Below are 21,986 nucleotides of genomic sequence, written 5' to 3'. Positions count from 1 at the left end.
CCGGTCCGTCCCTCCAGACCGGCGCTGCTCCCGGGCGCGCTCTGCTCTGCTCCGCCGCCGATCCTGCCGGGTCCGCCTTTAGCCCACCAGCGTCGTCCATGAGCGATCTGCTCACGGGGTTCCGGACGATTCTGGCGGGCGATTACCCGCGGCTGCTGCTCTCGGGGCTGGGCCTCACGCTGGCGGTGAGTGCGTGCGCACTGCTGGTATCGGTGGTGGTGGGCACGCTGCTGGGCGTGGTGCGGGTCTTCCGGGTGCCGCTGCTGGGAGCGCTGGGCAACGCGTACGTCGAGGTCGTGCGCGGCATTCCGCTGATCGTGCTGCTGTCGGTCGTGTACTACGGCCTGCCGGCGCTGGGCGTGACATTGGAGGGCTTTCCGGCGGCGGTGCTGGCGCTGGGCCTGTACTCGGCGGCGTACACCTCCGAGATCGTGCGCGGCGGCCTGGGCAGCGTGCCGGCCGGGCAGACCGAGGCCGCACGCAGCCTGGGCCTGAGCCGCACGCAGGCGCTGAGGTACGTGGTGCTGCCGCAGGCGTGGCGGGTGGCGCTGCCCGCGCTGGGCAACGAGTTCGTGTCGCTGATCCTGGGCAGTTCGCTGGCGAGCGCCGTGACGCTCCAGGAACTGTTCAGCCAGGGCCGCTACATCACCAACGCCACGTACCGCCAGTTCGAGGTCTACGCCGTGCTGGCGCTGGTGTACTTCCTGCTGACCTTCACCCTGACGCGCGGGGTGCGGGCGCTGGAGCGCCGCCTGGGACGCGGGCAGACGCTGCCGGACCGCCGCGTGATCTGAACATCAGGGCTGGGGGCGCTCCTGCGCGTCGGCCCACGCGGTCACGGCCGCGCTCTGGTACGCGGCGAGGCCAGAGCGGGCGCGGTCGATGGTCCGGGTAAAGCGCTCGTCCTGCACCCACATCTGCGCCAGGCCGCGCATCATGGCCGGCGGCGCGTCGTAGTAGCGGGTGTCGATGTGCGCGTGGTGGCGCGCGGCCACAGCCTGCGCGGCCGGGCTGTCCGGGGGCGTGCCGGCGTCCAGCAGGGCCACATACGCCGCCGTGACCGCGTCCATCTCGGCCCGGACGGCCTCCCAGTCGGCTTTCGTGTAGCGGGCGGTGCGCGCCCGGCTCTGGCGGTAGGCGTCGGTGTCGCCCCAGCGCTCCTGCACCTCGGGCTCGTAGGTCTCGGGGTCGAAGCCGCCGAAGACCTGCTTGATGTCGTCGTTCGTCATGATGGGCACTCCCTCGCCGCGCTCGGCGGCCCGGATGAAGACCTCGACCTGCGCGAGGCGGCGGTGCACCTGCTCGGCCTGGGTCCGCAGCAGCGCCGCCTGGGTCCGCAGCGCCGCCAGCTCGCCCGCGCCGCCCGCGTCCAGCAGGCCCGCGATCTCCGCGAGCGAGAAGCCCAGGTCGCGGTACGCGAGGATGCGCCACAGCCGCGCCAGGTCCGCCGCCGTGTACTGGCGGTAGTTGCCCTCGCTGCGACCGGAGGGCCGCAGCAGCCCGACACTGTCGTAGTGGTGCAGCGTGCGGACACTCACCCGCGTGAGGGCAGCGACCTCACCGACCGTCCAGTGCGCGGGGTGCGGTGTGGGAACCGTGGCCTCCATGCGGGCAGCGTACGGCCTGACGCGGCGTGAGGGTCAAGCCTGCGGCCCGGCCGGTTGCAGGCCGGGGGTATGCTCGACCGCGTGAGCGCGCCCCCGCCCGTGCTGGACGGCCTGCCCCTGGGCCGGCAGGAGCGGGCGGTGTTCACGCGGCCGGCGGAGCTACCGGGCGTGGAACTGCTCTCTGCACGCTTCGTGACGCACCGCTACCTGCCCCACGCGCACGACTCGCTGGCGGTGGCGCTGATCGAGGGGGGCGTGGAGGGCTACCGCTACCGGGGCGCGCAGGTGCGCGCGGCGGCGGGCGAGGTGGCGGCGGTGCTGCCCGGCGAGGTGCACACCGGCGAGCCGCTCACGCCCGACGGCTGGGCGTACCGCGTGCTGTACCTGCACCCGGAGTGGGTGGTCGGTCCGGATGGGCGCGCGCTGCTGGGCTTCCGGAGCGACGTGATGACGGACGCCGCCCTGACCGCCGCGCTGCGCCGGGCGCACCGGGCGCTGCTCGCTCCGGAGGCGGGCGTGCTCGCGCGTGAGACGCTGCTGCGCGCAGCCATCGACGTGCTCGCCCGGCACGCGGATCACCGCGCACGCCCATCGCCGGGCATGGAACTGTCGGCGGTGCAGTCGGTGCGCGCCCGGCTGGACGCCCAGCCCGAGTTGAATGTGAGCCTGTCGGAACTCGCGGCCGGCGTGGGCCTGAGCCCATCGCACCTGAGCCGGTCCTTCATGCGGTCGGTCGGCGCGCCGCCCCACACGTACCAGATGGCGGCGCGGGTGCGCCTGGCCCGCACCCTGCTGGACACCGGCGAGAGCGTGGCGGGCGCCGCGACCCGCGCGGGCTTCGCGGACCAGAGTCACCTCACGCGGGTGTTCCGGCGCGTGGTGGGCCTCACGCCGGGCGCGTACGTGCGGCGCCGCTGAGGGCAGGATCGTTCAAGACGCCGGGGGGCCGCGCCCGCTAGGGTGGCGGACGATGAATGAGCCCTCTGCCTTCTGGCCCGCGTTCCTGCGCGGCTTTCGCGTGATGGTGCCCCTGTGGCCCGGCATGGTGCCCTTCGCGGTGGCGTACGCGGTCACGGCGCGCGGGGCCGGCCTGAGCGTGTGGGACACGCAGGCGATGAGCCTGAGCGTGTTCGCGGGCGCCAGCCAGTTCGCGGCGGCGGGCCTGTTCGCGTCGGGCGCGTCCGCGCTGGGCATCGTGGCGACGACCTTCCTGCTGAACGCCCGGCACGTGCTGTACGGCCTGAGCCTCGCGCAGACGCTGCCACTCACAGCCGGGCAGCGGGTGGTCGCGGCGCAGTTCCTGACCGACGAGGCCTACGGCATGAGCACCGTTCACGGTCCGCGCGAGCCGGGCGGGCTGAGCTTCGCGTTCCTGCTGGGCACGGAACTCAGCCTGTACGCAGTGTGGAACGCGTCCACGCTGCTGGGCGCGCTGGCGGGGCAGGTGCTGCCGGAACCGGCGGCGCTGGGCGTGGGCGTGATCTTCCCGCTGGCCTTCCTGATGCTGCTGGTGCCGCTGGTGACCGGCCGCACGGCGCTGATCGTGGCGGCGGCGAGCGGGCTGGCCGCGTGGGCGCTGTCGCGCGCGCTGCCCGGCGGCCTGGTGATCCTGCTCGCGGGCGTGGGCGGCGCGCTGCTGGGTGCGTGGCTCACGACCCGCTCGGAGCGCACGTGAGCCCGCTGCTCGTCATCGCCCTGATGTGGGCGGTCACGTACCCGGTGCGCTGGCTGGGTCTGCGCCTGGGCGGCACACGCCTGCCGCCGTTCTGGCTGGCCTTTTTGCGCTTCGTGCCCGTCAGCGTGTTCGCGGCGCTGGTCGTGCCGGAGGTGCTGGGCAGCCCCGAGTGGCCCCGCCGGGTGGTGGGCGCGCTGGCCGGCGCGGCGCTGATGTGGCGCACCCGCAGCCTGGCCGCCGGCATCCTGGGGGGCTTCGCGGCGTACTGGGGAGCGCGGCTGGCCGGACTGTAACCGGGGGCGGCGGGGTGCGGCTCCTCACGTCTGCGCGCTATGCTGGGCGGCGCATGACGGCCAACGCTCCCTCCCCCACCCGAATCGACGGGAAGTACGACGTGCTGCGCGAACTGTCGCGCGAGGGGGACGTCACGCTGTCCGAGGTGCGCGCCGCCGAGGGCGTGACCCGGACGGTCGCGTGGTTCACCATCACCTCGCCCGCCGGCCGGCACGTGTTCCACACCTACCGGGCGGTGCTGCGCGCCCTGAACCCGGCGGGCCTGACGGACGTGGTGGCCCGCCCCGGCGCGTACTACACCGTGTGGCAGGCGCTGGCCGGCACGCCGCTGGGCGCTTTCGTGGGCCAGAGCGTCAAGCCCGCCGAGGCCGTGGACGCCCTGCGGACGCTCGCTGCGCGCCTGGCCGAGCACGGCTACGCCCTGCCCGACGCGGACATCGTCGTAGACGGGCACGACGCCCGCATCGCGTACCTGCGCGCGCTGGACACGCCGCGCCCGCCGGAAGAGGTCGCGGCGCTGAACGCCCCGGTCCTGACCGCCCTGGACGGTGGCCGGGTGCGGCGGCGCCGCACGCCCGGCGCGTGGCTGGCCTTCGTGCCGGGCGTGCTGTTCCTGGCCGGTGCGGGTTACCTGGGTGCGCAGGCGGCCCAGACATACCTGAATCCCCCCGTGCGTGAGGTCGTGGACGTGACCGGGCAGGAGGCGCAGGCCGCGGCCCGCAAGCTGAGCGCCCTGGGCTTCCGGGTGGAGTACACCCAGGGGCAGGCGGGCGGCCGGGCCATCGGCTCGGTCATCCGGCAGGAACCGGCGTCCGGCACGAACCTGCCGCTGGGCCGCCTGGTGACCCTGACCGTGAACAACCCCCCGGCGACCGACGTGCCGCGGCTGGAGGAGATGAACCTCAGCCAGGCCAAGGACGCGCTCAAGGACCGCGCGATGGTGCTGGGCAAGGTCGTGAAGGTGGACGGTACCCTCACGAACACGCCGGAAGGGCGCATCGTGGCGCAGTTGCCGGAGCCGGGGTCCGCGGCGCAGCGCGGGCAGCAGGTGCAGGTGATGGTGAGCACCGGCGTGGCCGGCAAGGAGACGTGGCTGCCGCTGCTGACAGGCCTGACGGTGGAGCAGGCCAAGCAGCACGCCCGCGCGGCCGGGCTGGTGGTCACGCAGGTCAAGGAGCAGCCCAGCGAGAAGGTGCAGGGCACGGTGCTGGCGCAGACGCCAGCCGCCTTCGTGCGGGTCGCGGCCGGCAGTCCGGTGGTCCTGACGGTCGCGGTGGCCCGCTACAGCGCGCCCAGCAGCCCCACCGACAGCCTGCCGCTGCCGCCGGTGTACGTGCCGCCCACGCCGGTGCAGCCGGAACCCGCGCAGCCCGAGGCGCCCGAGACCACGCCGGACACCACGACGCCCGACGGCACGGCGTCCACCGACGGGACGTCCCCCACGGACGGCACGGCCACGCCGGTCACTCCGGAAACGATTCCCGCCACGCCCGGCACCTCCACGCCGGACACGACCTCCCCCGAGACGACCACGCCGGACACTGCGGCCACGGCCGCCCGCAACGTGACGTTCCGGTACACCTTCCCGGCGAACCTGCCGGACGGGTCGTACTCGGTGATCGTGCGGGACGCCGACGGCGAGCGCGAGATCATGCCGGCCGCCGACGCGGGCGCCCTGCGCGGCCTCGCGGCGACCAGTGCCAGCACGGCCGTGAGCGGCGACGCGGTGTTCGTCATCCGCAAGGACGGCGTGGACTACGCGACCGTCACGCCCTGAGCGCGGCCCCATGATCTACCTCGATTACGCCGCCACGCACCCCCTGCGGCCGGAGGCCCTGAGCGCGTACGCGCGGGCGGCGGCGCTGCCGGGCAACCCGGCCAGTGTCCACGCGGCCGGGCAGGCGGCCCGCGAACTGCTGGAGGAGGGCCGGGCGCGCCTTGCGGCGGCGTTCCGGGTCGATCCGCGCACGGTGGTCGTCAACAGCGGCGGCACCGAGGGCGACAACCACGTCCTGCTGGGCGTCACGCGTGCGTGGCACGGTGCCCACGGCCGGCCCGGCCACCTCATCACCACGCCCACCGAGCACTCGGCGGTGCTGGCGCCCGCCCGCTGGCTCGCCGAGCAGGGCTGGGCTGTGACGTTCCTGACGCCGGACGCGCACGGACGCTACGATCCCGAAGACCTCCGCGGAGCGCTGCGGGACAACACCGCGCTGGTGTCGATCCACCACGCGAACAACGAGCTGGGCAGCGTGCAGGACACGGCCACGCTGGCGGCGCTGGCCCGAGGGCGCGGCGCGGCGTACCACGTGGACGCCGTGCAGGCGCCGGGGGTGCTGCCGGTGGACCTGCCCGCGTGGGGCGTGGACTACGCGACCTTCAGTGCACACAAGTGGGGCGGGCCGCGCGGCGTGGGCGCGCTGTACGTCCGGCGCGGCATGGTGCTTCCACCGGTCACGCTGGGCGGCGGTCAGGAGGGCGGCGTCCGGCCCGGCACGCAGGACACCGCGGGCGTGTACGCGGCCGGCGTGGCCCTGAGCGTGGCCGAGGCCGAGCGCGAGGCGACCTTCGCGCACCTGAGCGGCCTGCGCGACCGCTTCGTGCAGGCCGTCGCAGCAGTTCCGGGCCTGACCTTTAACCACCCCCCGGATGGCAGCCCGAAGGTCGTGAACATGACCGTGCCCGGCGCCGACGGCGAGGCGCTGCTGATGAACCTGGACATGCTGGGCATCGCGGCCAGCGCAGGCAGCGCGTGCAGTGCGGGCACCATGCAGCCCAGCCACGTCCTGACCGCCATCGGCCTGAGCGAGGCGGACGCGCGCTCGAGCCTGCGTTTCAGTTTCGGCGCCGCCACCACCGAGGCCGAGGTGGACGAGGCCGCCCGCGCGCTGACGCAGGCCGCCCAGTGGAGCCGGGCTCAGGGCTGATCGTAGACCCGCGTCTCCAGACCGGGAAACGCCGCCACCAGCTCCCGCGCCAGCGTCCGCAATCCCCACAGTTCGGTGCGCCGGTGCCCCAGCGCCACGACGCCCACGCCGTGCTCCCGCGCCGCCGCGACCGCCGACGGGCGCAGCTCGCCGGTGAGGTAGACGGTCACGCCCAGGTCCGCCGCCAGGGCCATCAGGGCCGGATTCATCGCGTTCATCAGGGCCACGCGCGGAGCGCCGGTCACAGCTGGCGGGATGGACGTGTCCTCGCCCCCGAGTTCGGCGTGCAGGGCGCTGCGGAGCGCCTCCCAGGTGGCCTGCGGCGGCCGGGCAGTCACGCCCACCACGCGGCCCTCCCACGTGACCTCGCGCACGTCCTGCCAGCCCAGCACGGCCGCGAGCCGCCGGTTCGGGCCGGTGGTCAGCTGGGCATCGAAGCCGTCGTGCGCGGCCACGATGCCCATGCCCGGCCAGCGCCCGTCCACGTGCCGCGAGCGGTGCAGGAACAGCGCGTCGGCGGCCAGGTCGTCTGGAACGTCCTTCGGCTCGAGCGCCAGGGCCAGCCGGGCGACCGGCTCCGGGCCGGGACGACGCAGCGCTTCAGGTTCGTCCAGCTCGGCACGCAACCATCCAGCGAGGCCGGTCAGGGTCGCCGGGCTCACGCGTCCGCCGTCCACACCCGCGACGCGAAGGGCGGCGTGGCCGTCGGCGCCAGTTCCTCGGCGTCCGGCACCTCGTACCACCCGGCCCACTCGTCCAGCTCAGCGCGGGTCACGGGAAAGGTGGAGGGCGGCAGTGTCCGGTTGCGGCGGTCCAGCCGCGCCCACAGGGTGTCCAGCGACACGTCCAGCACGTGCAGTTCGAAGCGCGCCCCCAGCGCGGCAGTCCGGGCGCGGAACAGGTCGCGTTCCTCGCGCGCCCAGCAGCCGTAGTCGAGCACCACGCTCACGCCCAGGGTCAGCGCCCGCGCGGCGACGCCCCACAGCAGCTCGGATTCCAGCACCCAGCGTTTCTCGCCGGCCTCGCCCGCGCCGAACAGCGGCGCCATCCATTCGTCCGGCGTGAGGCGCAGCGCCGCGTGCTCGGCCTCCAGCCGCCGCGCCAGGGTGGTCTTGCCGGCCCCGGGCAGGCCAATCAGGAGGTGGACGGTGGCAACCATGCCGTCTAGGGTAAGGGACGCAGCCCGCCCCACCACCGGGAGCGGGCCGCGCAGAGCACGCTCACCCGAACTGTGCCAGCACGCCCTCCAGCCGCTCCTTCTGCGCGCTGAAGTCCGCCACGCGGCGGCGTTCCTCCTCGATCACCTCGGCGGGGGCGCGGGCCACGAAGCCCTCGTTCCCCAGCTTGCCCTGTGCCTGCTTGATCTGCTTGTCGAACTCCGCGAGGCGCTTTTTCTGCTTGCCCAGCCACTCGGCGACGTCCACGGTGCCCTCCAGCGGCGCCCGGACGGTCACGCCCTGCTCGACCAGCGTCAGAGTGCGGCCCTCCAGGCTCGGCACCAGGGTCACGCGGGCGATGCCGCTCACGACCGGCGCGTTGGCGTGCACGGTGTCCGCCAGGTCGCCCTCGACCGCCACGTCCAGGCGATCTTGCGGACTCAGGCCCAGCTCGCTCTTGAGGCTGCGGGCAGCGGCCACGGCGGCGCGCAGGGCGGTAAACGCCTGGGTGGCCTCGGCGTCGTGCAGGTCAGGCCTGGCCGCCGGCCACGTATGCACGGCGAGCTGCTGGCGGTGCCCCAGCGAGGCGTAGATCTCGCTGGTCACGAAGGGCATGAAGGGGTGCAGCAGCTTCAGGATGTGCTCCAGCACGGCCTTCAGGGTGGCAAGAGTGGCGAGGTTCCCGCCGGCCAGGGCCGGTTTGGCCGCCTCGATGTACCAGTCGCAGAACTCGTCCCACGTGAAGGCGTACAGCGTACGGATCGCGGCGCCCAGGTCGTAGGCGTCCAGATGCGCGGTCGCCTCGGCCGTCACGGCGTTCAGGCGCGAGATGATCCAGCGCTCCGCCAGCCCCAGATCCGGGCGTTCCTTCAGCGCGGCCAGGATGTCGCGGCTGCGCGGCAGCGGGCCGGTGGGCGCCTCGGACGCGGCCTTCACGTAGCGGGTCAGGTCGTCCGTGCCGCTCAGGGCGGCGGTGCCCTCGGCGAGGCGCATGCGGTCGAAGCGCGCGGCGTTCCACAGCTTGTTCACGAAGTTGCGGCCCTGCTCAAAGCGCCGGGGATCGTGCCGGATGTCCTGTCCACCCGTCGAGAGGAACGCGAACGCGAAGCGGCACGCGTCCACGCCGTACTGGTCGAAGAGCTGCAGCGGGTCGATGCCGTTGCCCTTGCTCTTGGACATCTTCTGGCCTTTCTCGTCGAGGTACAGGCCGTGCAGCATGACCGTCTGGAAGGGCGCCTGACCGGTCAGGGCGTAGCCGGCCATCTGCATCCGGGCCACCCAGAAGAACAGGATGTCGTAGCCGGTCACGAGCACCTGCGTGGGGTAGAACTTGCGGAAGTCCTCGCTGTCGGTGTCGGGCCAGCCCAGCGTGGAGAACGGCCACAGGTTGCTGGAGAACCACGTGTCGAACACGTCCGGGTCGCGGTGGAGCGTCAGGTGCGCGTAGCGGGGGTCCTGATCACAGTCCAGGTCAGGGTTCTCGGGGTCCGGCACGTAGATGGTGCCGTCCTCGTCATACCACGCGGGGATCTGGTGGCCCCACCACAGCTGGCGGCTGATGTTCCAGTCGCGGATGTTCTCCAGCCAGTCGCGGTTCACCTTGGCGTACCGGTCCGGCGTGAGCTGGATGTCGCCCCTCTCCAGCCCGTCCAGCACCTGCTGCGCGAAGGGCTTCATGTGCACGAACCACTGCGTGGACACGATCGGCTCGACCGGTACCTTGGTGCGCTCGCTCAGGCCGATGGCGGTGTCGTGGTCTTTCTCCTCGACCAGGTCGCCGGACTCCGTCAGGGCCTTCACGACCGCCTTGCGGGCCGCGAAGCGCTCCATCCCCCGGAAGGCCTCGGGCACCAGGTCACCCGTCAGGTTCCCGGTCAGGTCGATCACGCTGGGCCGGGCGAGGCCGTGGCGGTCCCCGATCTCGAAGTCGGTGGGGTCGTGCGCCGGGGTGATCTTCAGGGCGCCCACCCCGAACTCCATCTCCACGGCCTCGTCCGCGATGATCGGCACGTACCGGTCGGTCAGGGGGATGCGCGCTTCCTGGCCGACCAGGTGAGCGAACCGCCCATCGGCGGGATGCACGGCGATCGCCTGGTCCGCGAAGATCGTCTCCGGCCGCACGGTGGCGATACGGATCTCGCCGGCCTCGCCGTTGCTGGGCGCCGCGTGCGGATCGCGCAGCTTGTACGACAGCGTGGTCATCTTGCCCTTGCGGACCTCGCGGTCGATCTCCAGTTCCGACAGCGTGGTCTGCGCGGCCACGTCCCAGTTCACGATGCGCTCGCCACGGTACGCCGCTCCGTCGTGGTACAGCTTCACGAACTGATGGCGCACGGCGCGGCTCAGGCCCTCGTCCATGGTGAAGCGCTCGCGCGTCCAGTCGGCGCTCACGCCCAGGCGCGAGAGCTGGTTCAGGATCATCCCGCCGGACTCGGCCTTCCACTCCCACACGTTGTCCAGAAACTTCTCGCGGCCCAGGTCGTGGCGGGACACGCCCTGCTCGCGCAGCTGACGCTCCACGACCACCTGGGTGCTGATCCCGGCGTGGTCCATGCCCGGCAGGTACAGCGCCTCGTAGCCGGCCATGCGCTTCTGGCGGATCAGGATGTCGATCAGGGTGTTGTCCAGCGCGTGCCCTAGGTGCAGGTTCCCGGTCACGTTGGGCGGCGGGATCACGATGGTGAAGGGCTCCTTGCCGCTGGAGGCGTCGGCGCGGAAGGGTTCCTGGCGCCAGCGCTGCGCCCACTTCGGCTCGACCGCCTGCGGATCGAAGGCCTTGGACAGGGCTGAATCCGTGTGGGCGGACTCGGTCTCGGGCAGCGGGTCGGGGGTCACGGTGGGCTCGGTCATGCGCGGATCTCCTGGGATGGCGTGGACGGGATGAGGAGTGTCGTGAGGTTGGGAAGCGGTGCGGTGAGGGCCGGTGTGGCAATGGCAGAGACCGGCCACCCGGCAGGGAACAGGAGCCCGTCCGAGGCGGGGGTGGGCAGGAGCGACGGCCCTACCCCGGGAGTCACCCTGGCGCCGGCGTCATGGAGCCGGCCCTGGACAAGCGCCCTGGTCTCACCACCCGCGAGGACGCGCCGTGTTCGCCGGGGCAGGCGACAGGCGGCGGCCCATGAGGCGGCGCGAGAGCTGGGAGAGAACGTGACCATGGCGTGACCTCCTCCGCCGGCGCCGGTCCGTCGTGGACTGGCCGGATGCGGACGAGACTGTGTGCCCCGCGGTACCACCGCTCTTCCCCACTGGATGTGGAGCCCTCGTGTGCGCTGTAACGGGCGCTCCCGGACGGCTCTACCCTCCGCTGCGGAGATCTGCCGCCGTGCTCGCGGGTGACGTTCGCCGGTGGCGCTCCGGCCGGGGCTCTCAGTCGCGGCCTCGGCTTCCTGTCGGTGCCCGCCGGGTACTCTTCCCGGTCACTGCACCGTGGAGTATACGGCGCGGCATCCCGGTCTGCATCTGCCGGACGGCGCAGCGGCCGGGCACGCGTCCCCCGTTACGGTTAGGCTGGAGCGTCCGCGACCTCGTAGCGATACATCAGCGGCTTTTTCATCAGGCCGCGCGGCACGGCCACGGTGGCGTGCTGGTAGGGCACGCCGGTCACGGTGACGCCGCCGGCGAAATCGTGCAGTTCGCCGCCCAGGCGCACCCCGCGCTCCAGCAGTTCCAGGGTGCCCTCGGCGCGGCCCAGCACGTCGTAGGGGTGCTCGATCAGCCGGGTGAGCTTCACGGGCTTGCCGGCCAGGCTGCGCAGCGGATTGGCGGCGCTGCCGAAGGTGGCGCGCACCTCGCCGGCGATGCGTTCGCAGGTCACCTTCACGCTCAGGGCGTACTCCCCGATGGGGAACTGCACCTCGCGGATCAGGGTCACGCCGTCGCCCTCGGCCTGACGGAAGGCGGTCAATAGGGCGTCGCGGCGGTTGCGCAGCAGGGTCACCGGCGCGGCGCCGGCCATGCCCTTCGCGCCGCGCTGCATCGGGAACTCGCCGCGGCTGATGAAGCGCTCGGCGTGCAGCAGCGTCTCCTCGCGCGACCTGAAGGTGCGGTGCACGACGCTCTGGTAGGGCGTCCAGCCGTGGTGCTCGCGCTGGAGCCAGTCGACCCACAGGTCGTAGCGGTCGTGGAAGCGCCAGCTGGGATGGGGCGTGACGCCGGTCGCCGCGCGGGCCGGGTCGTCCCGTCCGGTCGTGCCGTCGTCCCTGCTGCTGGGCCTCGTGATGGCGCTCATGGTTCCTCCGGGGGCGTGCGCGCGGTCGTGGCTGGACCGGCCCTCGGCGGGGCGGCCCGTGGCGACGTGCGGCGACGGCAGTCTAGCAGCAAACGGCGTGTCAGCCGGTGCGAACCCGGGGCCGGACGCTGCCGCTGACGGCCCGCGTGGAGCGCAGCAGCGTCACGGCCGGGGTGGTCGCCGGGTGCGCCCCCGATCGGGTGGCCTACACCTGCTCGATCAGCCCGGCCATCAGGAAGGGGCGCAGGGTGTCGAGCACCGCGCGGGGCGGCTCGCCGCTGCGTTCGAGCATCGACTGGATGCTGGCGCTGCCCTCCAGCAGGCTCAGCGCGCGGTACTGGGTGCGGCTGACCGGCTGGGCGTCCGACCACTTGTCCGTGAAGCGCAGGGTGCGCGACCAGTCGGGGAAGGTGCGCAGGGCGGTGGTCCAGCCCTCGCTTTCCTCCAGCATGCGGCGCAGCGCGGCGTCGCGGCGCAGGTTCAGGGTGCGTTCGGGCGCCGGGGCGTCGGGCTCGAAGGTGAACAGGCCGCTGTCCAGGCTGGAGAGCAGTTGCAGGGCCGCCTCCCCCTTCAGGGCGCTGGTCCGGGCGTGCACCACGTCGCCGCGGTCGATCCACAGCTGGCCGCCGCGCGGGTGGTCCACACTGAGCCGTCCCGCCCGTCCGCTGGTGAGCAGCATCTGCATCACGGAGAGAAACGGGAAGACGGACAGATCGCCGCGAACCATACGGCCGGAGTCTACTCCCTTGGCCCTGACGGAACCCTTGCGGTCCGGCACGTCACGGCGGAGCGGACGTGGCAGCATCTGGGGCATGCCCGACGCCGCGCTGACCACCCTGCTGTCCTTGAGCGCCGCCGACGCGCTGGGGGCCGCGACCGAATTCAAGACGCCCCAGGCCATCCACGCGCACTACGGCGTGATCGACACCTACCAGCCGGGCAGCGTGTTCGGCTTCGCGCCGGGCGAGGCGACCGACGACTCGCAGATGGTGGTCGCCACCCTGCTCGGCTACGCCCGCAGCGAGGGGCACCCGGGCGTGCTGGCGGCGCTGCGCGCGTGGCTGGCGGCCGGTCCGCCGGACGTCGGGTCGCTGACCCGCAGCGCCCTGGACACGGGCCGGAGCGCGCCAGACCGGCTGGACGGCGGTGTGCGCGCGTGGCAGGACAGCGGGCACCGCAGCGCCGGGAACGGCGGCCTGATGCGGATCGCGGCCGTGTGGATCGCGGGCGTCCGGGGCGAGGCGCTGGCCCGCGAGTCGGCGGTGGTGACGGCCCTGACCCACGCCGATCCGCGCTGCGTACACGCGTCGGTGTTCCTGACAGCCTTCCTGGACGCGCTGGCCAGAGGCGCGGCCTACGCCGGGGCCGCGGCGGCCGCCCTGGACACCATGGACCGCTTCGACGCTCGCGGGGCGCTGCTGGACGCCGGCGTGCTGGGCGTCGAGTCGCGTGGGGCCTTCGCGGCCTTCACCGCGCAGGACCGGGGCGCCCGCGCCCAGGTACGGGCCCGCGTGCGTGCCGGGCTGGACGGACACGTCACGTCGCAGAGCGGCTTCGTGCTGGACACGCTGGAGGCGGCGGTCGCGCACGCCCGCGCGGACGACTGGCTGGGCGGCGTGCAGCCGGCCGTGCTGCTGGGCGACGACAGCGACACCGTGGCCTGCGTGACTGGCGCCATCCTGGGCGCACGCGGCATCGCGGTGCCCGGAGACCTGCTGCCGCCGCTGCGGCTGGGGCACTCGTGGCCCGGCTGGGACCGCGCGTGGCCGTGCGCGGAGCGCTATCCGGCGCTGCTGCGAAACGCACGGCCGGCGTGACGGAGGCCGAGTTCCTGGACACCGTCCGGCGCAACCCGGTCACGGCGGCGATCCTGGGGCGGCTCGCGGCCCTGGGCACGCAGCAGACGCATCTGGTGGCCGGAGCGCTGTTCCAGACCGTGTGGAACGTGCGCAGCGGGCAGCCGCCGGGCGCGTATATCCTCGACTACGACATCTTCTACTGGGACGACGACGCGAGCTTCGACGCCGAGGACCGCGTGATCCGCCGCGCCACCGCGGTGTTCCGCGACCTGGACGTGCGGGTGGAGGTGCGCAACCAGGCGCGGGTGCACCTGTGGTTCCCGCAGCGCACCGGCCTGGTGCGGCCCCCGCTGACCAGCGTGCGGGACGGCATCGACCAGTTTCTGGTGGAGTGCACGCGGGTGGGCGTGGACGCCGCCGGCCGGGTGTACGCGCCCTCGGGCCTGGACGATCTGGCGGCGGGGCTGCTGCGCCTGAACCCGCGCAACCACACGCCGGACCTGTATGCCGCGAAGGTCGCGTCGTACGTGGCGCGCTGGCCGTGGCTGGTGGCGCTGCCGCCGGCCCTTCACGGATGAGGCCCCGGACGTGTATACTTCTTCGGTTGCCCGTGACGCACACCCGGCCCGAGCCGGTCAGACGTGACGGAGGAGGCACCACATGAAGAAGGACATCCACCCGAAAGTCGTTCCCACCAAGATCATCTACCAGGGCAAGGTCGTCATGGAGACCCTGAGCACCCGTCCCGAGATCCACGTGGACGTGTGGAGCGGCGTCCACCCCTTCTGGACCGGCGAGGAGCGTTTCGTCGACACCGAGGGCCGCGTGGACAAGTTCAACAAGCGCTTCGGCGACTCGTACCGCAACAAGAAGAAGTAAGTCCGCTCCGCGGCACGCGGCGGCACCCGGCCAGGACGGCGGGTGCCGCCGCCGTGTGGGGGTCGGCAGGAGCCCGGTCAGGCGGGCCGCCCATCTGGCATACTCCCCCACGTGCTCAGATCCCCCTACCACGGCGGCCACCTCGAGGTGATCGTCGGCCCGATGTTCAGCGGCAAGAGCGAGGAGCTGATCCGCCGCGTGACGCGCGCCGTGATCGCCCGCCAGCGGGTGCAGGTGTACAAGCCCGCCCTGGACGACCGCTACCACGCGGCGGCGGTCGCCAGCCACGCGGGCCGCACCGTGGACGCCGTGGCCGTGCGCAGCGCCGCCGACATCCGCGCGCACCTCAGCGGCGAGGGCGCGCTGCTGCGCGGGGAGCCGCTGCCCCTGCCGGACGTGGTCGGGATCGACGAGGTGCAGTTCCTGGACGGCGAGGTCGTGCCGCTCGCGCTGGACCTGGCCGACCAGGGCGTGCGCGTGATCCTCGCGGGGCTGGACCTGGACTTCCGCGCGGAGCCCTTCGGGTGCATGCCGGGCCTGCTGGCGCGCGCCGAGAGCGTGGAGAAGCTCACTGCGATCTGCACGGTATGCGGCGCGCCGGCCACGCGCTCGCAGCGCCTGATCGGCGGGCAGCCGGCGCGCTTCGACGACCCGGTGGTGCTGGTGGGCGCGCTGGAGAGCTACGAGGCCCGCTGCCGGGTGCATCACGTGGTGCTGGACGGTTCGTGACGCCCGCCGGGCGGTCACCGGCGCGGCGGTCACACTCCACATCATTTCTTTTTGAGTTGCTCAACATGAAGCAGTAGACTCCCGGGCGTTCCGTCATCCAGAAGTTCCTGACACCCCGGAGACTGCTTGCCCAGCACGCCCACGACCCCGCACGACGTTCCACAGGCCGCCGCGTGGCAACGCAGCCAGGAGCGGATGTTCTCGGCGCTGGTCGGGCTGACCCTGGTGGCGAGCGCGGCGGCCCTGGCGCTGCAACGGCCGCACTACGACCGGCTGGACGTGTGGGCGCTGCCGGGCTTGGCGCTGCTGCTGCTGACCCTCCAGGGATTGCTGTGGACCCGGCGGCTGGAGCTGCCGACGGCGATGCGCGTCGCCTACGTGGGCGGCGCGGCCTACGTGCTGCTCGCGCTGAACCATCAGTTCTCGGTGCTGTCCCAGACGTCCGTCACGCTGATGGAGAGCACCTACTGGTTCGCGGTGATCTACGCCGCGGCGTTCCTGGCGTTTCCGTCGCGGGCGGCCACGGCGGTGACGGGCGGCGTGCTGGGACTCGCGGCACTGATCTGCGCGTGGCACGTCGGCTTCACGGTGCCGGCCGCCACGCGCGTGGGCCTGACGAGCGCGTCCGTCCAGTTCCTGCTCACGGGCGCGGTGCTGATCGTGCTGAACCGCACCATCGGCGTGCAGCACCACCGCCTGATGGCGTCGCGGGCCGCCGCGTTCACGGACGTCCTGACGGGCCTGGCGAACCGCCGCGCCGCCGAGGAACGTCTCGCGGACCTCGCCGCGCGCGCAGAGGCGTTCACGCTGGTGCTGTTCGACCTCGACCACTTCAAGGCGGTGAACGACACGCACGGGCACGCGACCGGCGACGCCGTGCTGCGCGGCGTGGGGGCCAGCGTGCGCTCGCGCCTGCCGGTGGGCGGACTGGCGGCCCGCTGGGGCGGCGAGGAGTTCCTGCTGGTGCTGCCCCCCACCCCGCCGGCCGACGTGCAGGGCATGCTGGACATGTTGCGGGCCAGCCTGCACGCCCAGGAGCACGGCCCGGTCCGGGGCATCACGGCGTGCTTCGGGGTGGCGAGCGCGCGTCCGGGCGAGCACCCGGACCACGTGCTGGCGCGCGCCGACCGGGCCATGTACGCCGCCAAGGCGCAGGGCCGCAACGATGTCCAGCTGTCCGAGGGCGCGCCCCGGTCCAGTCCGCTGTGCCCGCAGGACTGACGGGCCGTGCGCGCCGCCGTCTGTTTGATCCGCGTCAGACACGCTGTCCTATCATGAGGGCATGGCGTACACCATCCTCGTCGCGGACGACGAACCGGCCATCCGCACCATGCTGGAGGTCATCCTGTCGGCCGACGGGCATGACATCGTGGCGGTGTCGGACGGCAAGGCCGCGCTCGACTATCTGCGCGACAACACGCCGGACGTGATGCTGCTGGACATCAAGATGCCCCACATGGACGGCTTCGAGATCTGCTCCCGCGTGAAGCGCATCAAGCGCCTGAGGGGCATCCCTGTGCTTCTTCTCACGGGCTTCGACGATGATCAGACGCGCGACCACGCCAAACTGGTGGGCGCAGACGATATCGTGTACAAGCCGCTGTCCGGGAAGAACCTGCGCGGCCGCGTGAACCAGCTGGTGGAGGCACGGCGGCGCTAGCACCGGACGCAGGGCAACTGGAGTCCGAACGTTGATCTTCATCCTGCGCTTCTTCAAGTTCCTGTTCTCGCTCGTGATCGCCACCGTCGTCGCCGGCGTGGGCGTGGCCGCCACCTACGGCACGAAGTGGTGGCGTGAACTGCCGGACTACCGCCAGCTCGACAACCTGACCCGCTCGCTGGGCGCCGAGACGAAGGTGTACGCGCGTGACAACACGCCGCTCGGCACCCTGATTCCGCGGATCGGGGACCAGGCGATCTCGCGCACCATCGTGACCCTCGACGAGATCAGCCCCTTCATGGAGGCCGCGCTGATCGCCAACGAGGACCGGCGGTTTTTCGAGCACTACGGCCTGGACCCCTACGGCCTGGGCCGGCAGTTCCAGCGCGTGGCGCGCGGCGAGACGGTGCAGGGCGGCAGCACCCTGACCAACCAGCTCGTCAAGAACACGCTGCTGCTCGCGGAGTACAACCAGGCACGCACCCCGGACCGCAAGGTCAAGGAGTGGCTGCTGAGCGTGGAGGTCGAGCGGTCCTTTACCAAGGAGGAGATCCTCCAGTCGTACCTGAACACCATCTACTGGGGCGACGGCGGGCCGGTGGAGCTGTACGGCATCTACTCGGCCGCGCAGGCGTACTTTCGCACCACGCCCAAGAAACTGACCCTGGCGCAGAGCGCGTACCTGACGGTGCTGGTGCCCAACGCCAGCCGCTACTTCAACTACCAGGCGATGCGCCCGCTGATGAAGACCCTGCTGACGCGCATGGTCGAGGACAAGTGGATCACGCAGGCGCAGGCGGACGCCGCGTGGCGCGAGAAGCTGCAACCGAGCGGGTGGCAGGTCGCGTACGACGCGAACGGCACCGTCACCAGCGCGAAACTGGTGGACAAGACCCAGAAGTACCTCAAGTCCGTGGTCACCACGCGCTCGCCGCACTTCATGGGGCAGGTCGAGCAGGAACTCGTCCGGCGCTTCGGGCGGGACAAGGTGTACGGCTCCGGCGGCCTGCGGGTGTACACGACGCTGGACCCCAAGCTCCAGAACGCCGCCGAGACCGCCAGCCGTGAGACGACGTACCTGCCGCCCGGCGCGACGCTGGCCGCCACGATCCTCGACCCGTACACCGGCGAGGTGCTCGCCATGATCGGGCAGAAACTGCGGGGCGACACGCCGCCCGCCGCGTGGAACAACGCCGCGCAGGGCCAGCGGCAGATCGGCTCGACCATCAAGCCGCTGCTGTACACCACCGCGCTCTCAACCGGCCTGACGCAGGCGCACGAGGAGGACGACAAGCCCGTCGAGTACCCGTGCCCGACGTGCAAGGGCGGCGTGTACGCGCCCAAGGACTTCGAGGGCGCCACGCAGAACCGCTCCATGACGCTGCGCGAGGCGCTGGACCGCTCGCTGAACCTGGTCACGGTGCGCCTGGCCGACCGTATCGGGCTGCAGACCTTCTTCGCCAAACTCCGCTCGCTGGGCATTCCGCCCAACGACGGCACCGGGCTGGCGGCGGCGCTGGGCGCGGTCGAGACCACCCCGATCAAGATGGCGGCCGCATACGCTCCCTTCGTGAACGGCGGGCTGTACCGCGCGCCGCGCTACATCTCGCGCGTGACCACCGCGCGCGGCGAGGTGCTGTACGACGCTGCCAACGACCCGACCCGGCCGGCCCGCGTGTGGACACCGCAGGTGGCCTTCCTGGGCCTGGACATGATCCGCGGCGTGGTGAACGACTGGACCGAGCGCCAGGGTGGGCTGGCGGCGCGCGCGAAGTTCGGAGAGTGGCCGGTGGCGGGCAAGACCGGCACCAGCAACGATGTGAAGGACCTGTGGTTCGTGGGCACCACACCGCTGTACACCGGCGCCGTGTGGGTGGGCAAGCAGCAGGGCGGCGGCAACCCCAACTACTACTACTCCGGTCAGGTGGCCGCGCCCATCTGGAAACGCATGATGGAGCTCGCGCACCAGGGCCTCACCGTCCGGCAGTTCAGCGAGCCGCCGGGCATCCTGTACGCCGACACGCCGGCCCCCGGCTACCTGCGGGACGTGAAGGTCGCCATGCTCGACCCGCAGTACCGCGACGCCGCGAACACCGAGGTGCTGGCCGACGCGCCCCAGCCCACGCCATACCGCGAGACGACCTACGTGCGGCCAGCCAGTGACCCGAAGACCGTCGTGATCAGCGTGGACCGCACCACCAACCGGCAGGCGACCGAGTTCACCCCGCCCGAGAACATCGTGGAACGCCGCGTGTACATTGAGCAGCTTCCCGCCTACGCGCCCGACCCGAATCCCCAGCCGCTCCCGGACGAGACGCCGGACCCCGAGGCCGTCAAGTCTGCCAGCAGCCAGGGCAGCGCGCCGCAGACCGCCCCAACGCCCGCCCCGGCCACGCCCACTACCACGGCGCCGGCCGTGTCGACTCCGGCGACTCCCAAACCGACTCCGGCCTCTCCGTGAACGCGCTCCTCACCGCCCGCCCACCTGGCACCCACGGCGGCGGCGCATGCTGACGCGCATGACCCTGAGGCGCGCTCCCCTGCTGACCCTGCTGCTGGCCCTGGGGACCATGCCGGCCCAGGCCCGCGTGCGCCTGGGTGACGCCCTGCCCGCGCACCCGTGGGTCAGCCCGGGGCGCGAGGTGATCGTGGTGTACAGCCACGACTGCGGCGACCTGGGCGAGTTGTGGCGCGCGATCCTGGACAGCGGCCTGCCGGTGCGCGCCGTGAACGCCGAGGACATCCCCGCTCCGGCGCCGTCCGGCGTGAACGTGTGGCGCGGCGCGGACGCGACCACCTTCGCCCGCTCGCTGCGGGTCGGCACGTACCCGGCGGTGATCCTGGCGCAGGGCGGACGCATCCTGAACGCGTGGGAGGGCACCTTCCGGGGCGACCTGGGCCTCGCGGACCTGGACGGCCCGGCCACGCCCTGATCGCGCGGGCAGGACGCCTGACCCGCCGCACCCGCGGGGCGAGCCGCTAGACTCCGCGCATGACCGTGCCCGCCGCCTCCCCGACGCTGACGATCGCGTTCGTGGCCGGGCTGCTGTCGTTCCTGAGTCCATGCGTGCTGCCGCTCGTTCCCAGTTACCTGGGCGTGATCGGCGGCGCGCGGGCGCCGCTGGCGCGGGCGCTGGGCTTCATCCTGGGGTTCGGGCTGGTGTTCATCGCGCTGGGCGCGACGGCCAGTTCGCTGGGCGCCGTGCTGGCGCCGCACAAGATCCTGCTGGGACGGGTGGCCGCGGTGCTGATCGTCTTTTTCGGACTGGTGATGCTGGGCGTGATCCGCGTGCCGCTGCTGATGCGCGACACCCGCGCCCTATTGAACGCCGGCGGCTACGGCCCGGTGGCGCTGGGCGCGGCCTTCGCCTTCGGGTGGAGTCCGTGCCTGGGGCCGGCGCTGGGCAGCATCCTGGGGCTGGCGGCCAGCACGGCCAGCCTGGCGAGCGGCGTGGGGCTGCTCGCGGCGTACACCCTGGGGCTGGCGGTGCCGTTCCTGCTGGCCGCGCTGCTGTGGCACCGCGTGAACCTGCGGCGCCTGAACCGCTACGCAGGCGTGTTCGAGAAGGTCGGAGGCGGCGTGCTGGTCGTGGTCGGCGTGATGATGCTGACCGGGCAGTTCACGCGGCTGGCGACCTTCTTCTATCAGGTGATGCCCGCGTGGCTGCGGGTGTGACCGCCGCCGACGCCTACGCGGTGCAGTTGCGGGACGTGTGGCTGCGGCTGGGCCGGGAACCGGTCCTGCGCGGCGTGACCGTGGACATCTCCGCCGGGGAGGGCGTGACCCTGCTGGGCGAGAACGGCGCCGGCAAGACCACGCTGCTGCGCGTGCTGGCGTCCGCCCTGCGGCCCACCCGTGGGGACGGCCGGGTACTGGGCTACGACCTGCGCGACGGCCGCTCCGTCCGGGAGGGCGTCCACCTGATGCCGGTGGACGCCGGCCTGTACCCCGACCTGAGCGGCACCGAGAACCTGGCGTTCGCGCTGCGCGTGTACGGCCAGCCGGGCGACGTGCCGGGCGCGCTGCGGCGCGTGGGCCTGGAGGGTGCGGCGAACCGCCGGGTGCGGCACCTGTCTGCCGGGATGCGCAAGCGGCTGGCGCTGGCCCGCGCGTGGCTGCTGGCCCGCCCCCTGACCCTGGTGGACGAGCCCTTTGCCAACCTCGACGACGGCGGCCGCGCACTGGTGCTGGAACTGCTGGGCGAGCTGCGTGCGCGCGGCGTGACGCTGGTGGTCGCCGCGCACGAGCCGGAGTTGAGCCGGCAGGTGGCCCCCCGCGCCCTGCGGCTGGAGCGCGGCGTGCTGGTGGAGGCGTGAGGAGTGGCCTGCGGCTGGCGTGGGCGGTCGCGGCCAAGGACCTGCGGGTCGCGGGCCGCACCCGCGACGCCCTGCTCGCCACGGCGTTCTTCGCGGGGCTGGTGCTGCTGATCCTGGGCCTCGCGCTGGGCGGCAGCGACGCGCGCACGCCGGCCCAGACAGCGGCAGTCGCGGCCGGAGCGCTGTGGACGGCGCTGGCGCTGTCGGCGGCGGTGGGCGCGCAGCGGGCCTTCGCACAGGAGCAGGAGGCGGGCGCGCTGGAACAGCTGCTGCTGCTGCCGGGGCCGCACGGCGCGCTGTACGTGGGCAAGCTGCTGGGCGTGCTGGGGCCGCTGCTGCTGGTCGCGGCGCTGGCGGTGCCGACCGGCCTGATCCTGTTCGGCGCGGCGGGCGCCGGAACGGCCGTGCCGTGGCCGGCGCTGGCCCTGACCACGCTGCTGGGCGTGACGGGCTTCGCGGCGGGCACGACCTTCTACGGCAGCATCACGGTCAGCCTGCGCGCGCGCGAAGCGCTGCTGCCCGCGCTGGCCTTCCCCATCGTGGTGCCGGTCGTGATCGCCACCGTGAAGGCCACGGCGCTGCTGCTCTCGGAGGGCTGGTCGGGCGAGGTGGGCACGTGGCTGACATTCCTGACCGCCTTCGACGTGGGCACAGTGATCCTGGCGACCCTGCTGTTTCCCTACGCCGCCGAGGGCTGACGCTCGGGCTCCCCGC

23 protein-coding genes are annotated in these 21,986 nt (G+C 72.7%); 17 read left to right on the top strand and 6 right to left on the bottom strand.

Features of this window, described 5'->3' with window-relative positions:
• Positions 1 to 98 precede the first annotated feature (98 nt).
• On the top strand, positions 99 to 794 hold the full coding sequence (locus HNQ07_RS01720; RefSeq protein WP_184109164.1) for an amino acid ABC transporter permease: 696 nt from the start codon (positions 99 to 101) through the stop codon (positions 792 to 794).
• 3 nt (positions 795 to 797) lie between these two features.
• On the opposite strand, the gene HNQ07_RS01715 is transcribed toward HNQ07_RS01720, so the two are convergent.
• On the bottom strand, positions 798 to 1,607 hold the full coding sequence (locus tag HNQ07_RS01715; RefSeq protein WP_184109163.1) for a MerR family transcriptional regulator: 810 nt from the start codon (positions 1,605 to 1,607) through the stop codon (positions 798 to 800).
• Positions 1,608 to 1,688: 81 nt separating this feature from the next.
• Here HNQ07_RS01715 and HNQ07_RS01710 point away from each other — a divergent pair, with 81 nt between their 5' ends.
• From HNQ07_RS01710 to HNQ07_RS01690, 5 genes are read left to right on the top strand one after another with little or no spacing between them, the layout of a single operon-like run.
• A complete protein-coding gene (locus tag HNQ07_RS01710) occupies positions 1,689 to 2,525 on the top strand; it encodes a helix-turn-helix transcriptional regulator (RefSeq protein WP_184109162.1) in 837 nt (278 codons plus the stop codon).
• Positions 2,526 to 2,577: 52 nt separating this feature from the next.
• Positions 2,578 to 3,282, top strand: a complete 705-nt coding sequence (locus tag HNQ07_RS01705; RefSeq protein ID WP_184109161.1) for an AzlC family ABC transporter permease — start codon at positions 2,578 to 2,580, stop codon at positions 3,280 to 3,282.
• Positions 3,279 to 3,575 carry a branched-chain amino acid transport AzlD family protein gene (locus HNQ07_RS01700; RefSeq protein WP_184109160.1) on the top strand — a complete coding sequence of 99 codons (297 nt, stop codon included), beginning with the start codon at positions 3,279 to 3,281 and terminating at the stop codon, positions 3,573 to 3,575. Before HNQ07_RS01705 ends, HNQ07_RS01700 begins: the two co-directional genes overlap by 4 nt.
• Before the next feature lie 53 nt (positions 3,576 to 3,628).
• Positions 3,629 to 5,353, top strand: coding sequence for a PASTA domain-containing protein (locus HNQ07_RS01695; protein WP_184109159.1), 1,725 nt, complete (start codon positions 3,629 to 3,631; stop codon positions 5,351 to 5,353).
• 10 nt (positions 5,354 to 5,363) lie between these two features.
• Entirely contained in the window at positions 5,364 to 6,503 is a 1,140-nt protein-coding gene (locus tag HNQ07_RS01690) for a cysteine desulfurase family protein (protein ID WP_184109158.1), read from the top strand.
• Here HNQ07_RS01690 and HNQ07_RS01685 read toward each other — a convergent pair.
• The 5 genes from HNQ07_RS01685 to HNQ07_RS01665 form a co-directional block, all read right to left on the bottom strand.
• On the bottom strand, positions 6,494 to 7,165 hold the full coding sequence (locus tag HNQ07_RS01685; RefSeq protein WP_184109157.1) for a Nif3-like dinuclear metal center hexameric protein: 672 nt from the start codon (positions 7,163 to 7,165) through the stop codon (positions 6,494 to 6,496). The genes HNQ07_RS01690 and HNQ07_RS01685 overlap by 10 nt on opposite strands.
• Positions 7,162 to 7,662: a P-loop nucleotide/nucleoside kinase family protein gene (locus HNQ07_RS01680; protein WP_184109156.1), complete on the bottom strand. Its 501-nt coding sequence runs from the start codon at positions 7,660 to 7,662 to the stop codon at positions 7,162 to 7,164. The genes HNQ07_RS01685 and HNQ07_RS01680 overlap by 4 nt, the downstream gene beginning before the upstream one ends.
• Positions 7,663 to 7,723: 61 nt before the next feature.
• Entirely contained in the window at positions 7,724 to 10,510 is a 2,787-nt protein-coding gene (locus tag HNQ07_RS01675) for a valine--tRNA ligase (RefSeq protein ID WP_184109155.1), read from the bottom strand.
• A gap of 652 nt (positions 10,511 to 11,162) precedes the next feature.
• Positions 11,163 to 11,888, bottom strand: a complete 726-nt coding sequence (locus tag HNQ07_RS01670; protein ID WP_229831788.1) for a hypothetical protein — start codon at positions 11,886 to 11,888, stop codon at positions 11,163 to 11,165.
• A 205-nt stretch (positions 11,889 to 12,093) separates the two neighbouring features.
• Complete coding sequence (locus HNQ07_RS01665; RefSeq protein ID WP_184109154.1) at positions 12,094 to 12,615, bottom strand: DUF4388 domain-containing protein; 522 nt, start codon at positions 12,613 to 12,615, stop codon at positions 12,094 to 12,096.
• Positions 12,616 to 12,700: 85 nt separating this feature from the next.
• On the opposite strand from HNQ07_RS01665, the gene HNQ07_RS01660 reads away from it, so the two are divergent.
• The 11 genes from HNQ07_RS01660 to HNQ07_RS01610 all read left to right on the top strand — a co-directional run bounded on the left by HNQ07_RS01660 (position 12,701) and on the right by HNQ07_RS01610 (position 21,970).
• Positions 12,701 to 13,705, top strand: a complete 1,005-nt coding sequence (locus HNQ07_RS01660; RefSeq protein ID WP_184109153.1) for an ADP-ribosylglycohydrolase family protein — start codon at positions 12,701 to 12,703, stop codon at positions 13,703 to 13,705.
• A complete protein-coding gene (locus tag HNQ07_RS01655) occupies positions 13,702 to 14,265 on the top strand; it encodes a nucleotidyltransferase family protein (protein WP_184109152.1) in 564 nt (187 codons plus the stop codon). The genes HNQ07_RS01660 and HNQ07_RS01655 overlap by 4 nt, the downstream gene beginning before the upstream one ends.
• Positions 14,266 to 14,347: 82 nt before the next feature.
• Positions 14,348 to 14,566: a 50S ribosomal protein L31 gene (gene rpmE, locus HNQ07_RS01650; RefSeq protein WP_184109151.1), complete on the top strand. Its 219-nt coding sequence runs from the start codon at positions 14,348 to 14,350 to the stop codon at positions 14,564 to 14,566.
• A gap of 111 nt (positions 14,567 to 14,677) precedes the next feature.
• A complete protein-coding gene (locus HNQ07_RS01645) occupies positions 14,678 to 15,295 on the top strand; it encodes a thymidine kinase (RefSeq protein WP_184109150.1) in 618 nt (205 codons plus the stop codon).
• A 126-nt stretch (positions 15,296 to 15,421) separates the two neighbouring features.
• On the top strand, positions 15,422 to 16,516 hold the full coding sequence (locus HNQ07_RS01640; RefSeq protein WP_184109149.1) for a GGDEF domain-containing protein: 1,095 nt from the start codon (positions 15,422 to 15,424) through the stop codon (positions 16,514 to 16,516).
• 61 nt (positions 16,517 to 16,577) lie between these two features.
• Positions 16,578 to 16,955, top strand: coding sequence for a response regulator (locus HNQ07_RS01635; protein WP_184109148.1), 378 nt, complete (start codon positions 16,578 to 16,580; stop codon positions 16,953 to 16,955).
• A 31-nt stretch (positions 16,956 to 16,986) separates the two neighbouring features.
• A complete protein-coding gene (locus tag HNQ07_RS01630) occupies positions 16,987 to 19,416 on the top strand; it encodes a transglycosylase domain-containing protein (RefSeq protein ID WP_184109147.1) in 2,430 nt (809 codons plus the stop codon).
• A gap of 58 nt (positions 19,417 to 19,474) precedes the next feature.
• Positions 19,475 to 19,888 carry a penicillin-binding protein gene (locus HNQ07_RS01625; RefSeq protein WP_184109146.1) on the top strand — a complete coding sequence of 138 codons (414 nt, stop codon included), beginning with the start codon at positions 19,475 to 19,477 and terminating at the stop codon, positions 19,886 to 19,888.
• Positions 19,889 to 19,947: 59 nt separating this feature from the next.
• The gene (locus HNQ07_RS01620) at positions 19,948 to 20,631 is read left to right on the top strand and encodes a cytochrome c biogenesis CcdA family protein (RefSeq protein WP_184109145.1); all 684 of its coding nucleotides are present in this window, start codon (positions 19,948 to 19,950) and stop codon (positions 20,629 to 20,631) included.
• Positions 20,616 to 21,272: a heme ABC exporter ATP-binding protein CcmA gene (ccmA, locus tag HNQ07_RS01615; RefSeq protein WP_229831789.1), complete on the top strand. Its 657-nt coding sequence runs from the start codon at positions 20,616 to 20,618 to the stop codon at positions 21,270 to 21,272. Before HNQ07_RS01620 ends, ccmA begins: the two co-directional genes overlap by 16 nt.
• Entirely contained in the window at positions 21,269 to 21,970 is a 702-nt protein-coding gene (locus HNQ07_RS01610; RefSeq protein ID WP_229831790.1) for a heme exporter protein CcmB, read from the top strand. Before ccmA ends, HNQ07_RS01610 begins: the two co-directional genes overlap by 4 nt.
• Positions 21,971 to 21,986: the final 16 nt, after the last annotated feature.

Origin of the sequence: Deinococcus metalli (assembly GCF_014201805.1) — a bacterium.
In the GTDB taxonomy this organism is placed as follows: Bacteria; Deinococcota; Deinococci; order Deinococcales; family Deinococcaceae; genus Deinococcus; species Deinococcus metalli.
This window is presented reverse-complemented; position numbering and strand designations above follow the sequence as displayed.